Annotated in this window: 7 protein-coding genes; 2 read left to right on the forward strand and 5 right to left on the reverse strand. The window is 32.2% G+C overall.

Annotation, left to right across the window (positions count from 1 at the left end; all coding sequences use genetic code 11):
- The first annotated feature begins 137 nt into the window (after positions 1–137).
- Positions 138–6,023, forward strand: a complete 5,886-nt coding sequence (locus tag BC961_RS11350) for a PKD domain-containing protein (protein WP_170151312.1) — start codon at positions 138–140, stop codon at positions 6,021–6,023.
- A 7-nt stretch (positions 6,024–6,030) separates the two neighbouring features.
- Positions 6,031–7,035: a PorP/SprF family type IX secretion system membrane protein gene (locus tag BC961_RS11355; RefSeq protein WP_121925971.1), complete on the forward strand. Its 1,005-nt coding sequence runs from the start codon at positions 6,031–6,033 to the stop codon at positions 7,033–7,035.
- 323 nt (positions 7,036–7,358) lie between these two features.
- On the opposite strand, the gene BC961_RS11360 is transcribed toward BC961_RS11355, so the two are convergent.
- From BC961_RS11360 to BC961_RS11380, 5 genes are all read right to left on the reverse strand, one after another.
- Entirely contained in the window at positions 7,359–8,897 is a 1,539-nt protein-coding gene (locus BC961_RS11360) for a Fic family protein (protein ID WP_121925972.1), read from the reverse strand.
- Positions 8,898–9,320: 423 nt separating this feature from the next.
- On the reverse strand, positions 9,321–9,812 hold the full coding sequence (locus BC961_RS11365; RefSeq protein ID WP_121925973.1) for a hypothetical protein: 492 nt from the start codon (positions 9,810–9,812) through the stop codon (positions 9,321–9,323).
- A gap of 472 nt (positions 9,813–10,284) precedes the next feature.
- Entirely contained in the window at positions 10,285–11,823 is a 1,539-nt protein-coding gene (locus BC961_RS11370; protein WP_121925974.1) for a Fic family protein, read from the reverse strand.
- A 326-nt stretch (positions 11,824–12,149) separates the two neighbouring features.
- Complete coding sequence (locus BC961_RS11375; protein WP_121925975.1) at positions 12,150–13,418, reverse strand: hypothetical protein; 1,269 nt, start codon at positions 13,416–13,418, stop codon at positions 12,150–12,152.
- A 304-nt stretch (positions 13,419–13,722) separates the two neighbouring features.
- A complete protein-coding gene (locus BC961_RS11380) occupies positions 13,723–15,897 on the reverse strand; it encodes an ATP-binding protein (RefSeq protein WP_121925976.1) in 2,175 nt (724 codons plus the stop codon).
- Between the last annotated feature and the right edge of the window lie 156 nt (positions 15,898–16,053).

The following is a 16,053-nucleotide window of genomic DNA, read 5'->3' on the forward strand; positions in this document are numbered from 1 at the left end:
ATGAAATTAACATATTAAGAATAAAAGTGTGAAAGAAATCATAAAATTAATTAAGACTAATACTCTATATTTGGCAAATCTATCTTTTTCCAAATAAGGGAATTAGGTTAATATATATTAGTCTTAAAAATATGATTATGAAAAAACTTTACTCAATTGTATTTTTATTTGTTTTACTATTGTCAATTAACCCGTTAAGTGCAAAAGTTTCAAATGTTAGTTATATAGATCCTGGAAAAGATTTAGACAGCCTTGCAGTTGTATTAGCACCGCCTTCAGCGACTATTGAAGCTAACGCAACATCAGTTTGTCAAAATGCAACAAGTACAACAGTTACTTTGACTGGTAATGGAGGAACTGCTCCTTACACGTTTACATATACTATTAATGGTGTTTTGCAAACAGCAGTAACAACAGGTACTAATGGTTCAATAATTATACCTGTTACAACGACTAGTGCTGGAACGTTTAATTATGTTTTGGAAAGTGTAACAGACTCTTCAGCTATACCCCAAATTATTACTGGTTTAGGACAGACATCTAGAATCATTGTTAACCCTCAAGCTAATGCTAATATGAGTGGAACGGGATCAGGCTCAAGTTTTGGTGGAACGGCAGTTTTTAGACAATGTAATAATTTCGCATCTATATTTACCTTTACAAATACATCATTAACCTCGCCTTCAAATACAAACTACACAATAAGTTGGGGCGATGGCTCTCCTGATTTTAATGGGACAACATGGTCAATTATGACGCACACATATTCGGTGGGTTTATGGAATATGGTCTACACTGTAAAAAGTAGCAACGGATGTGATGTTGTTAAAAATTACATAGTTTTTGTTGGTTCAAATCCAGCAGTGTCATTAGGAAATCCAGGAAATACAGATATATGTAATGCAGAGTCATTAACTTTTCCAATAACTGGAACTGATAATAATCCACCTGGAACAATATATACAGTTACATTTAATGACGGTTCAGCACCTAGAATTTTTAATCATCCACCACCACCAAATGTTACCCATACATTTGTGAAATCATCTTGTGGTACGACAAGTTCTGATGGGAGTAATTCATATCCAAATTCATTCTCTGCAAATATTGTGGCAACAAATCCGTGTAGTACATCTTCTGTAGGAGTTGTTCCTATTTACGTTTCTGAAAATCCAAAAGCTGATTTTAGTGGAACACTTACAGGGTGTATTAATAAACAAATTTGTTTTACAAATACATCATTAGGTAATCAGGTTATTAGTAATACCTGCTCAAGTGCAATGATCGTGTGGTCTATATTTCCTTCAAATGGTTATACATTAATTGGAGGTAGCTCGCTAGGTAATGATTTTTCATCAGCAGATTCAAGTTTGTGGTTGTCAGGTTCAAATAACTTATGTGTAAATTTTACTTTACCTGGAACATATACTATAACTATCAAAACCGGAAATAGATGTGGATTTGATATCAAAACCAAAACAATCTGCATCGAACCTCCTTTGGCACCCAATTTCAAATTAAATACAGCTTCGGGTTGTATTGCAAACGGTAGTGGTAGTGCACTCTCTGTTGTGGCTACTAATACTACTCCTTTAATTGTTAGTAGTTGTACTCCTCCCACCTATGTTTGGAGCGTAACTTATGCATCTGCTTATTGTGGAACAAGTATAGCTCCAATAGCGAATCAAACTACCACAGATGCTTCTTATAATTTTACCGAGCCAGGAACTTATACTATAAAACTAACTGCTACGAATTCCTGTGGGGATTTTGTTACTACAAAAACGGTTACGGTAAAAAAGCCTCCAATAATTTCTGCAATAAATGGAATACTTTCAAATTATTGCGGTACTGCAACAATTAACCCTACTGCAATAATTAATTCTTGCACTCCATTAACAGGAACACTTACCTATGATTGGAGTTTTTCTGGAGGATTACCTGCCTCTTCAACTGATGAAAATCCTACTGCAATTAGTTATGCTATTTCTGGTACGCATACAGTTGCTTTAATTGTTAAAAACGAATGTGGATATTCAGTTAATTTCACAAAAGACTTTACAATCAGCGATGTTCCTACTTTAACTATAGCTCCTTTAGTTCAAAATATTTGCTCAGGAACAGCTAGTTCGGCAATTAACTTAACCTCTAGTTTGACTGGAACCACTTACAGTTGGACCGGAACAGCAACATCAGGAATAACTGGTTTTGTTCCTTCGGGTATAACAAATACAATTCCATCACAAACTATAGTAAATACTCGTGCAACAGCCGGAACGGTAACTTATGTTATTACACCAACATTAAATGGATGTGCTGGAACAGCAGTAAACTATGTTATTACAATAAATCCAGGACCTAGTATAGTAACACAACCTACTTCAAGCACATTATGTATTGGCGGAACTCCAGCAATTCTTAGCATAGCTTTAAATAATTCTTCTGGGGCGCCAACGTATCAGTGGTATTCTAATACTTTAAATAACACAACAACTGGAACTGCAATATCTGGGGAGACAAACCCTGCTTATTCACCTCTTGCTTCTGCAATTGGTAAGACTTATTATTACTGCATTATTACTTTGACTTCTGGTGGTTGTTCTAGTTTAACATCGGCTACTGCTTCGCTTACTGTAGTAAATTCGGCAAATATAATCACTCAGCCTTTAGTAAGTCAAAATCTATGTGTTGGAGCTACTATAAATAATCCATTAGCAGTATCTTATTCAGGGGGGACAGGAACACCGTCATATCAATGGTTTATAAATACAACTAATTCAAATACTGGTGGAACTTCAATTTCGGGGGCGACAAATTCGACTTATACTCCCCCAATTTTTACCTTGGCAAGTTCGTATTTTTATTATGTTACAATAACTTTTAGTGGAACAAGTTGTGGAAACATTACTAGTTCAGTTGCTGAAATAATTATAGATAATGATCCAACAATTACAACACAACCTTTAAACTCCCAAACCGTTTGTAAAAATGCAACAGCTACTGATTTATCCGTTACAATGTCTGGAGGAAGTGGAACATATTCCTATCAATGGTATAGTAATTTGACAAATAATGCAACGGGAGGAACTATAATAATCGGTGCTATAAGTAGTATTTATTCCCCGCTAACGACAACTGTAGGAACAAAATATTATTATGTAATTACTCAAAATGGATTTGCAGGATGCGCAGTTACTAGTGCAACTGCTTTAGTTACAACTGCAGCGGCACCAATTTTCACAGCGCAACCTGTGTCGAGTACAATCTGTTTGGGACAATCAACTCAACCATTAAGTGTTGCTTATACTAATGGTACGGGAACTGCTCAATATCAATGGTACATTAATACTTCAAATTCTAATGTTGGAGGAACTTCAATAGCTTCTGCTAATGGGGCTACATTTCAACCTTTAACTGCTGTCATTGGAACAAACTATTATTATTGTATCGTGACTTTTCCTTCGTTAGTGGCGGGATGCGGAGTTATAACTTCTAATGTTGCTCAAATAATAGTAAGTCCAAAAGCTTCCATTACATCTGAAATTGCAACAATATGTAGTGGTGCTACATTTACAATAGTACCTACTAATACTTCTGGAAATATTGTGCCAACTGGAACTACTTATACTTGGTCAAACCCCACAATTATTCCAAGCGGATCTGTTACTGGTGTATCCGCAGCCACAGCAGCACAAAATGTTATCAGTCAGACTTTAACAAACAGTACAACTTCAGTGGCAACGGTAGTTTATACCGTTATGCCTACCACAGGTTCATGTGTAGGAACCGCATTTACAATTATGGTTACAGTAAACCCGGCAACAAATCCTAATGCTGTAAAAACAGATAGCACTTGTTTTGGGGTAAATAATGGTTCTATAACTACTAGCAGCACTGGTGGAATTACTTTTTCTACAGGAGCTCCTTATTTGTTTTCGTGGTCGGGGCCAAATAGTTTTACGTCAACAGATCCTTCGATAAGCGCTCTTGCTCCTGGACTTTATACACTTTCAATCAATGATGCTGGGGGATGTCCTGTTGTAAACGTTTACACTATAAATGGACCAGCACCTATTACAATAACAACTGACACTACAGCAAATATTTCTTGTTTTGGAAGTGCAAACGGAGCAATTGCAATAACTGCCCAAGGTGGAGTAGGGAACTACAGCTATACATGGACAAAAGATGGAAATCCTTATGCTGGTGCAGATGACATTTCAAATCTTAGTGCAGGAAATTATGTAGTAACCGTTTCCGATGCCAACAGCTGCACTCCAGTAACCGCTAGTTTTTCAATAACTGAACCTCCTATTTTAGTAGTTTCGTTAGTGAGTAAAAATAATATAGAGTGCTATGGTGCATCAAGTGGATCCATCGATATTGATGCTACAGGAGGGACTTTTGCTATTGATTATAAGTATTTGTGGTCTGGGCCAAATGGTTTTGCAAGTACAAATCAAAATTTGACTAATCTCAAATCAGGTACTTATAATTTAACCGTAACAGATGATTTAGGATGTAACAAAAATTTATCAGTTAATCTAACCCAGTCAACAGAAATATTGATTAATGCGGTTACCACAGCAATAGTATGTTACGGAGATGATGATGCAACAATAGCGGTTACTATTTCTGGTGGAAATGCGCCTTACCAAGTTCAATGGGCTAATTTAGCAGTTGGTTTGAATCAAAATAATTTAGCTCCTGGCGATTACACCATTACTGTGACTGATGATTCTGGATGTACAAAATCTAAGATAATTAATATACCAAGCCCTCCTATTTTTACCGTAAACCCACTTGTCACCCAAATTTCTTGCTTTGGAGCAAATGATGGAAGTATAAAGTTAAATTTAGCAGGAGGAAAACCCACTTTAAAATTAGTGTGGAGTGATGGTAGTTTATCAGGCACTACTCGAAATAATCTTAAAGCTGGAACTTATACGGCTACGATAATTGATGGAACTCCTTGCGAAATAGTAAGAACCTTTATCATAATTGAACCGCAAAAATTAGTTTTAGATGCAAACTTAACTAACGCCCTAGATTGTAATGATGCTAATAGTGGAGCAATCAACTTGCTAGTTTCTGGGGGAACTCCTCCTTTCACATACTCCTGGTCAAATGGCTCAATCACTGAGGATTTAAATACTATTCCAGCTGGTAATTATTTAGTAACTGTAAAAGATGCTAGAAATTGCACGGCTTCTGCAAGCTACGTTATATTGCGACCAGCTCCAATCGTTGTGAAAGTTGAAACTGTAACTAATTTTGATTGTGTAACTAAAGTAGTTAACCAATCATTTATCGCCAAAACTACTGGTGGAATTCCTCCTTATCAATTTGTATGGTCAAGCGGAACTGTTAGTGGACCAAATAATGAAAACATGGAAACCTCTCAAAATGGATTAATTGTTCTGAATGCTATAGATTCTAGGGGATGTAGCGCTACGTATACTTTTAACGTTGCGATTCCTGAGTTGGGAACGCCATCGTTTAATTCAAATTCAATTGCTTACAAAACATATGGATTTTATTCAATCGAAGATCCCATTCAGTTTTTTAATACTGCAACTGGAGATTATACTAATGTTTCTTGGGATTTTGGAGATGGTACTTTTTCGAATGAAGAAAATCCAATTCATAGCTATAAAAAAGAAGCCTCTTATGTCGTGCGTCAAACTGTAACTTACCCTTTTGGATGCGTATACAATAGTAATGTCACTTTAATAATAGATAAAGGCTACAAATTAATTCCTCCAACAGCTTTTACGCCTAATGATGATGGTTTTAACGATTACTATGCTCCTGAATTTTTGGGACTAAACGAAATCCAATTTGCTGTTTATGATACATGGGGAGCACTAATTTATTCAGAATTAGGGGATAATATTAGAGGATGGGATGGTAAAATAAACAATAAAGAAGCTGAGAATGGTAATTATTACTATAAAATAAGTGGTAAAACATTTTATGGAAAAATGATAAAGGATCAAGGTGCATTTGTACTCATAAAATAAAATAGAAATGAAATTTAAAATACTATTAGCGATATTTTCTTGCCTCTTTTTCTCAGAAGTAAAAGCGCAGGACCCCATCTTTACGCAATACTTTTTAATCCCAGAAACACTTAACCCCGGTTTTTCTGGATTTTTAGAAACTACATATGCAGGTGTAATACACAGATCACAATGGCCAGATTTAGAGTTGAAAATTAATACTGATTACGCTTTCATTAATACATGGAGCGAAAAGGCTAATAGTGGTGTGGGTTTTAGTATTCTAAATCACAGGGAGAATAACACAAAATATAGCTTTACTCAGTTCAATGTTAATTATGCTTATCGAGTTACACTAAATGAAAATTGGTTTTTTAGACCTGCAATCGAGATCGGATTTGGTACAAAATCTTTCGGTTTTAGTAATTTATTATTAGGGGACCAGATTAATATTGGATCAGGGATTATAAATCCTACCACCATTGATCCAACGTTGATAAATGATAGATTCAATTTTTTTGACTTTACAGCTGGAATGGTTGTGAACAATGAAAACTCTTGGTTTGGACTTTCATTAAAACATCTTAATAAACCTAACATCTCGTTTGTAGCCGATAAAAATATCCCGCTAAATATGTTTTTGTCTGCAAGCGCAGGATATCAATTTCTAGTCGTTGATTATTTAGATGTAGCGTTTTTTCCATACGAAACGAAATTCCTCCTTACTGCAAATTATATGAATCAGGGAGAGTATAATCGCTTAGACCTTGGATCCTCAATAATGTTTAGAAATGTATTTTTTGGTTTATCAGCGGCAACAAATCCAGGGACAAAAGCGAAAGATAGTCATCTTGTAACTTCATTGAATGTTTTTGCAGGACTACAATACGAACATTTAAAATTTGGTTTGTCTCACGACTTTAGTACGTCAAAAATTGGAAAGACAGGTGGGATCTACGAATTGTCTTTGACTTATCAATTTGATCTGAATGTTAAGTGTTTTGGTTGCCCAAATTATGTAACGGAATACTAACTAATTATGTCTAAGATGTTATAATTTTCTAGAAGTGCTTTTGACGTTTTTTTACTAAATAAAAAACCATTAAACAGTTGATGTTTAAGGGTTTATGCGTAGCGAAGACGGGAGTTGAACCCGTGACATCAGGGTTATTAATCCCAGATTTATCTTACTAAAATACGTAAGCACCTGTAAATCAATATTTATATTTTCAATAATCTTGTTTTAAACTTGTTTTTTATTGTTTTCGTCACTCCTTTTCGTCACTCATTCTTTTTTGTTGATATATTACATTACAAAGAAAGTTAAAGTCAGTTTTATTGCGTTAGTGAACAAAGTTAGTTATCAAAAATTGAAATGTAATTTTCTTCAATTTCCTTTATCTCAATTTCAGATAGGACACTGAACTCTTTTTCTAAAGCTCTTTTTGAAAGTTTTCCATTATTTTGTTCTAAAAAGCGAATGAGCAAGGCAACTGTTTTGTCGGGCATCTGAAAAATATCATCCAAATATTTTTTCATAGCATCGTATTTTTGTAAATAGTTTACCTCAGTAGGGATTACATTTACAATAGTATCATTGACACAATCAAATAAGAATTCTGCTTGTTTAGTTGCGTCAAAATAGCGGTAATAATCAATCGTTTCATTCAAAACTTCTACATTATTCGACTTTGTAGTTTTCCATTCTATAAAGTCTAATAATGGATGTGAAAAGGATTCTAATACTATTCTATAATAGTCAATATGATTTAAAATAGAAGCCGAAACAGGGAAGATTATTCCTTGTTGTGCAAATTGCATTTTGGTTAAAATATGATGTATTAAATAACGGTGTATTCTGCCGTTACCATCCACATATGGATGTATAAAAACAAATCCAAAAGCTATTTTTGCAGCAGCTAAAACGGCATTGAATCCTGTTTCTTCAACAATTTTGTAAGTTGCAAGTATTCCGTCTATTAATTTTTCTAGATCTTCCCATTTTGCTGAAATATGATCTGGTATAGGTTCTCCGCTGGTTCTGTCATGTTCTCCTACAAAGCCACCTTCATCTCTAAAACCCATTTTTAGGAAACGGCTATTTTCTATTACTATTTGCTGTAGTCGCAATAGTTCTTCTTTGTCTAGGGGTTTTGAACCTGCTTGACCTATAGCTTTTCCCCATCTAGTTGCTCTAGTATTGGTAGGAACTTCTCCCTCTATGGTAAAGGATGCTTTGGAATCTTTTAATAATAAAGATGCTGATGCGCGTTGTAATACGTCTTTTCGAATAGCATTTAAAAATATATTGTTTTTACCTGAAAGATTTTCAACTATATAATTGTTTAACTTAGGGGTTTTGAATATTAACGGACAAAAATCAACCGTGCCAGGCAAATTGTTTTTTATACGATGTCTGCTGGAATTTACACTTATGGATAAAGCAAATTGTAGATCTTCATCAACTAAAGTAACAAAATTGCCTTTATTCAAATCTTGAATATCCAAAGTCTGACCAGTAAGCCATTCATATAAAAACCATATTTTACGGCTGTATTGTCCTAATGGTTCTAATTGTACTAATGAAGTTATTGCTTCTTTTGATAGTTTTTCAAATAGTTTTTTAAAGAATAATAAATTTATTCCTTCGTATTTTAAAGCAAATACTAACTGTTTATAGAGTGTATCTTCCGGTTCATGACGTGAGGTAAGTACTTGCCAATGATCAGTTTCATATTGACGTTTTTTAGTACTTATTAATGATAAACGAGCAGGTAATGGTATAGGCAAACCAAATGCTTCCATCAAAGCACCATAACCCACTAAAGTTCCTTCTTCGGGTGTTTTGTAGCCGTGAAAAACACTTATCTTAAGTGAAAAATGATTAATATCCATGTGTATTTGTGAAAAATGATTACTCAAAAGTAAGTGAAATATACTTATACTTGGTGAAAATCACTTATTTTTTCTCAAATTAAAGACAATACACATATTTTTAGAGTTTTAATTCTATTAAATGAGAATAATTGGAGTCAATCTCATTTATATTCTTGTGATAATAAAATATATTAAACTTTTTTGCCGACACCAAGACAGGCAAAAATACATATTAATAATTAAACTCAGTATATATAATTACCCTACAACGACTCAAGAGGAAAGGCTACCAATCATTGAAGGATGTTTTCATTCAACTTAACCCATTACTTTGCGAACCGCCCTATACGAGACCCTTACGTACGGTGGCGTGAGAGGCGCACTCTGTTCCATTAGGGGCGGAGCCGTCTACTCGATTATATGCTTGAGCTTTTTTATATTTTAATTATCTTGAAAAATTAATTCCTTATATCTTAAAAACTTTTTTCCAAATAACGAAAAAACTGATTTTTCGACAATTTCGAATTTTCGTAACGCAAAGTTGTTTATATATTCCAAAATATCATTTTTCATGTCCTGAAGTTTTGTTTCTGGTGTGCCGCCATAATAGTCTAACCAATCGCTATGAATTTTTTTTTGATTCTCTTTGTTAATTACAGTATATTCCCAATTTATATTTACATGATCTCCTAAATTCTTTTCGACTTCATCATTTGGAAATATCATTATAATTTTAATCAAATCATTAATTTCAAGGATTAGTTCATTGTAATCTTTTTGCGACTCAATCCTATAATTCATTTTCACTGCATATTTAACTAAATCGTTGAATGTCATTTTTTTCTGTTTCGCTAACTTTCTGAATTCGCCACGGTTCTTCAGCTCTTGCACATAACGGCAGTCTGTGAAAAAACTTCCGTTTTGTTCTTTCAAAAATAGTCAAATAATTTTAGTAAAAGGAAGAAAAGTTGTATATTTAATAATGCAACACATCACAGGAATACCGTGCTTAAGAAGCCTGAATAGTAATATTCCTGAGGTTTGTAAGGTGTATTGTTCACATTATTAATGTGATAACACGTTCGTTATTTTATATTAGTCACTCCGATTCGTCATGGAGTGAGGAAATTTCATTAAATAAAAAACCCTTAAACAATTGATGTTTAAGGGTTTATGTGTAGCGAAGACGGGAGTTGAACCCGTGACCTCAGGGTTATGAAAATTGCTATTTTTTCTACATTTACCCTAACTTTGCCATTTTATAGAACTTTATCGAATCTTGAATGCTTCGATTTTTGTTTTTTTTCTGACTATTCCTCACTCTTTTTCCTCACTCTTTTTTTTGTGGATATATTAACATTATAAAGATAGTTAAAGCTCGTTTTATCTAGTGTAGTAAACAAAGTTAGTTATAAAAAATTGAAATGTAATTTTCTTCAATTTCCTTTATCTCAATTTCAGATAGGACATTAAATTCTTTTTCTAGAGCTCTTTTTGAAAGTGTTCCATTATTTTGTTCTAAAAAGCGAATGAGCAAGGCAACTGTTTTGTCGGGCATCTGAAATACATCATCTAAATATTTTTTCATAGCATCGTATTTCTGTAGATAGTTTACCTCAATAGGGATTACATTTACAATAGTATCGTTAACACAATCAAATAAGAACTCTGCTTGTTTTGTTGCGTCAAAATAGCTGTAATAATCAATCGTTTCATTCAAAACTTCTATATTGTTCGACTTTGTAGTTTTCCATTCTATAAAGTCTAACAATGGATGTGAATAGGATTCTAATACTATTCTATAATCATCAATATGATTTAAAATGGAAGCAGAAACGGGGAAGATTATTCCTTGTTGTGCAAATTGCATTTTGTTTAAAATATGATGTATTATATATCGGTGTATTCTTCCGTTGCCATCTACAAAAGGATGAATAAAAACAAATCCAAAAGCTATTTTTGCAGCTGTCAAAAGAGCATTAAAGCCAGTTTCTTCAATGTTTTTATAAGTTGCAATTAATCCTTCCATCAATTTTTCAACATCTTGCCATTTTGCTGAAATATGATCTGGCATTGGTTCTCCTCTAACTCGGTCATGTTCCCCCACAAAGCCCCCTTCGTCCCTATAACCCATTTTTAGGAAACGACTATTTTCTATCACTATTTGTTGTAATCGCAATAGTTCTTCTTTTTCTAATGGTTTTGAACCTGCTTGACCTATGGCTTTTCCCCACCTAATTGCTCTATTATTAGTAGGAGTTTCTCCTTCTATGGTAAAAGATGCTTTGGAATCCTGTAGCAATAAAAATGCTGATGCTCGTTGTAGGACATCTTTGCGAATTTCGTTTAAATAAATATTTTTTTTACGGGAAAGATCATCAGCTATATAATCATTCAACTTTTGAGTTTTAAATATTAGCGGACAAAAATTAACATTACCAGGCAAGTTGTTTTTTATACGATGTCGGCTGGAATTTGTACTTATAGGCAAAGCAAATTGTATATCTTCATCAATTAGGGTAACGAAATTTCCTTTATTTAAATCTGGAATTGGAAGTGATTTCCCCATAAGCCATTCGTATAAAAACCAAACTTTACGGCTGTATTGTCCTTGCGGTTCTATTTGAACCAATGAAGTTATTGTTTCTTCTGATAGTTGTTCAAATAGTTTTTTAAAAAACAATAAATTTATTCCTTCGTATTTTAAAGCAAATACCAATTGTTTGTAAAGTGTGTCTTCTGGTTCGTGACGAGAAGTAAGCACTTGCCAATGATCAGTTTTATATTGACGTTTTTTAGTACTTATCAATGATAAACGATTAGGTAATGGCATAGCCAAAGCTAAAGCTTCTATTAAAGCGCCATAACCTACCAGTATTCCTTCTTCAGGTACTTTACGACCGTGAAAAATACTTATTCTCAGTGAAAATTGATTATTATTCATTCCTATTGGTGAAAATTAATTATTCAAAAATAAGTGAAAAATACTTATGCCTGGTGAAAAGAACTTGTTTTTTTATCAATTTAGAGAAAAACACTTATTGTGATGGATTTAATCATATGAAATGAGTAAAAACAAAATTTTAGCAACTGAATGTATGTTTAAGGGTTTGTTTGTGTAGCCATAACGGGGCAATTCTCGAACCATTTTATAGAAGATTTGAATAAGTTAAATAAAAATCTTTAATGCAATGTATATTCTAATGATCTTTATTGTCAGTTGCAACTAATGAAATAGCAGTTGATTTATAGCCTTGTTACGCTTAGCTTTTATTCTGGAAACTCATTTACAATTTCGGTATTTTCGCTATAGTTGGTAAACCAGTTTAATTCTTTGATATTTTTTTGTATAATTTCTTCGTCCTCTTTACTGAACTCTTCATAGTTTTTATATATGTGATAAGTAAAATGAGGGATTTTATTTATTCCAATTAGTATAAAGGTTTCGTGTTTATATTTATAGTAATATGCGAAAGTTTCAAATATGATATCGAAAAGCTTTCTTAATTGTACTATATCGGATTCATCTAAATAGTTAAAAAGAACAATACCTAATTTTCCATGATCCAAAAATCTTCTATGTAAAACTCTGTTATTATTTTGTTTTATCCTGTTATAAAATTCAAAAAACTTATTTCCAATCGCCCTTCTTTGTAAGCGGTTTAGTGATAACAATTCTTTTGCAATTAATTCTTTTAAAGGATACTCATTATTGAGTACTTCATTTTGAACAAATCCATCGACAAAGTAGCTAATAGTATCAGCCTTATCTTTCCTAATGGTTTTATACGAAAATTTGAATTCATCCCATGAACCCGAAATATCTAACAATGCACTATCATATTTATCTTTAGTTAACGTATCCGGAAAATTCCTTGTGTTTTTAAAAAAATATGATAGTAAATCCTTTTCGGAGCCAATTATAGTAATTGATTGATTTAGATTTTTATTTAAGTGTAAGTAATCTGCTTTAGCGAATTCATTTGCAAATTTTGAATTTAGAATTTTTGTATTTTTATACTTAAATAAATTTTCTCTTTTTTCTAAATAATCTATAAAGTCTGGAATAGTATCAAGTTCACAAATTATCGTTCTAAATGTATCTTTATCAAAAATTGTAATAAAATCATTTTCTTTTGTTGTCCGAGTTATATCATAAAAGTCTAAGCCTTCTCCTAGGTTTATAATTATTTTGAAAATTTTTGATATGCTCAGTTTAGGAAAAATTTCGATAGTTCTATCTGGATGTTTGATCTTTAATTCAGTTGAGTTAAATAAGATTTTATGTGCCCCTTTAATTTGCCTAACAGCTTTTTCTATAGTTTTATTGAGATACCTATCATAGTTACCTTTAAACTCATAGTTTTTAACAGAACATATAATACAAACATTGTCGAATATAATTAATAAATCGCAGATTTCTTTTTTATTCCCATTTTCAAATTTTGGACTAGGATAACACCAATACTTTAAAAATGATTTGAATGCTAATTCATTTACAAAATCCTCACCTATATTTCCTTTTATATTGCTATCCATAAAATTACCTATGCCAAAGGTTTATAAAAAAAGTAGGGTCGCGAAACCCTACTTTCTAAAATAATCTGTACTGGCCTGGATAAGACCTACAATGTTGAATTACATTTTCTAAACGGCCGAAGCGCATTCTCAAATAAGCTCTTACAAAAATTGGTCTATGACCAGCACACGCTATACAATTTTTCATAGTTTGATGATTTAAATTAATAAAATCATTTACTTAAATCACTATGAGTTGTTTAGTATTACAAAAATAGGTTATTTAACTTGTTATGTCCAAACGTAAATAATAAAATAATTGGCCTTAGTTTAATTCTTTTATATCCTTATATAAATCGATTAAATGATAAACAGACATGTCTATTAAAGGCTCATACATAAACGCATTAATATGGATATTTTCTGGTGTCATTAAATTCACTTTGTCAATAATTTTTAAGTTTTTGCTTTCGGGATATTTTACTTTATATTGCGAGGATAATTCTCTTGTTTGATGTGCTTTTATTTTGGTTAAATCAGATTCAGGTAAAGATTTTATAAGATACTGTTCAGTTTTCAATCTGCAAGCAACTGCCAGTACAATTTTATTTTCCAATAAAATTTCGTTTATACCATCTTCATTTTCGATCGAGTCGGCAGTTGAAAAAATGAAGTCTAAAATTTTTTCATCACCGTTGAAAGCAATTTCAATGTCGTCTAGCTTTTTGATACGATTTTTAAAGATAGCAAAAACTTTATGTAAATTAATAGTCTCCGAATCTTCTTTTTGGTGCAAGCAACTAGTTAGTGTCAGGCAGTCTTCTGATTTCGACGAATCGGTGTACTCAATCAAATTTCTAACAAACGCTATTAAACTGATAAAAACTTTAGGCTCCTTATGATTCTTTAAATATTCTTTGAAAAGGTCATTCATATAAAGTCCCTTTTCTAAATTAATAGATCTATCATAATTTCTGGTTGCCATGTAGGTATACTTATACAATGCAAGTCTTGAAGAAAGAGTTCTGTAAAAGTCAAAATTATGTGTTAGTATAATTGATTTAAACTTTTCAGAAAAATGTAAATCCCTAATATATTCAATTATAGCATATTTGTTTTTGTAATCAAAAGAATCTGCTATATCGTCAAAAATTAATAAGGTTATTTCATCAGAAATTCTCCTTGATTCAATCTCAAATAAAAATTGTAAAATAAAATAGGCTCTTTGTTCTCCTTTACTAAGTATTTTTAATAAATTTTCTTTAGTCTGTTTCGAAGGCTCTTCATCCCTATCCTTATAAATAAATTCTAGATTTGCAGCTTCTTGTTTAAGAATAACATTATGATGGTTTCCTATTCTAATTTCAAATGGTACGTAAAATCGGTTATTGAACTTCTGAATAATATCACTCCACAAGGAAAGTTCTTTATTTGCTTCATTTATAATTGATTCTAATTTTTGCTTTTGTTTATTATAGAGTATAGTTAGTGACTCAGCTTCGCTCTTGATCTCAGATAAGAAACTTGTCCATACCTTTTGTTTAAAACCATTGTAGTCTTTTAAGTTTACTAAAAGAGAATTGTCTTTTTCAATTACTTTTTTGAATGCTCTCAAATCAGTGTTTGCGCCAATGGCTTTGTCAACTTTTTCAAAAGAGGCTTTTAGTTTTTCATCTGCTAGAATTTTCTCAACTTCCTCTTCGAATAATTTTTTTAATTCAGCGGAGTCATTAATTTCCGTACCATCTTCTAAAACAAACTTATGACCCGCTTCAAAATATGAATTATCCTCAATAGATTTTAACATTTCACTAGCTTGATAAGTACCAAAATTATTACTGCCCGTAAGTTTAAATAGCTTTGAATTGGACAATATTTCATTATAATTCTTAATGTAGCTATCAAGCAATTCTTCATTTTTGATTAGGAAATTTTTCACTGTTCCTTTTGAGTCAAATACGCTATTATATTTAAATGAAATCTTGGGTGCATCATCTAGCAGGTCATGTACATGATTTGACAAAACTTCAAAGAAGTTATTATTGTCATCATCATCATTGAATGTCCCAATATATTCTCCCTCGCAGTCTGAACTTTGTGATATGGCTTTAAGCTTTTTTAGAAGTTCTGTTTTCGCTGTATTTAGTTCTGAATAGATAAAGTCATACTCTTCTTTGAGCTCTTTACGTGCAATAAATGATGTTATTTTCTGTGTTGCATCAAAAGAATTATCTTCTGCATTTACTACCAAAATAGTATTATGGTTGATTTCTTCACCGTCTGCTAAAATTTCAAATTTTGACTTCTTAGTGTGTACTCGGTCTTTCGGTTGATTTTTTTTATCATTTTTAGCAATCAGATCTAACGTTTTCGCAAAAGAGGTCTTCATCGTGCCATTTGGGGCATATATTAAGTAAGAATTTGAGCTACTAAAGTCAAATTCGTGCTGTAATTTTCCAATGCCAAAGCAGTTTTCGAAATCAATGGATAAAACTTTCATATTTATATTTTTTTTAAATAGGGTATTGATAATAGAATAATTGAAATGCTATTCACAACATGCGTATATTTGAAAGTCTATTCCTAATATATTATAAAAATAGACTTTCTTTTGGCTATAATACAATCTTTATAGTTGGAAGTTATTTACAAAAAC

It is taken from the genome of Flavobacterium weaverense (assembly GCF_003688495.1).
Taxonomy (GTDB): domain Bacteria; phylum Bacteroidota; class Bacteroidia; order Flavobacteriales; family Flavobacteriaceae; genus Flavobacterium; species Flavobacterium weaverense.

What these genes read in the sequence shown, in the direction of transcription:
- BC961_RS11350 (WP_170151312.1), top strand. Translation starts at nt 138, where the DNA reads ATGAAAAAACTTTACTCAATTGTATTTTTATTTGTTTTACTATTGTCA.
- BC961_RS11355 (WP_121925971.1), top strand. Translation starts at nt 6,031, where the DNA reads ATGAAATTTAAAATACTATTAGCGATATTTTCTTGCCTCTTTTTCTCA.
- BC961_RS11360 (WP_121925972.1), bottom strand. Translation starts at nt 8,897, where the DNA reads ATGGATATTAATCATTTTTCACTTAAGATAAGTGTTTTTCACGGCTAC.
- BC961_RS11370 (WP_121925974.1), bottom strand. Translation starts at nt 11,823, where the DNA reads ATGAATAATAATCAATTTTCACTGAGAATAAGTATTTTTCACGGTCGT.
- BC961_RS11375 (WP_121925975.1), bottom strand. Translation starts at nt 13,418, where the DNA reads ATGGATAGCAATATAAAAGGAAATATAGGTGAGGATTTTGTAAATGAA.
- BC961_RS11380 (WP_121925976.1), bottom strand. Translation starts at nt 15,897, where the DNA reads ATGAAAGTTTTATCCATTGATTTCGAAAACTGCTTTGGCATTGGAAAA.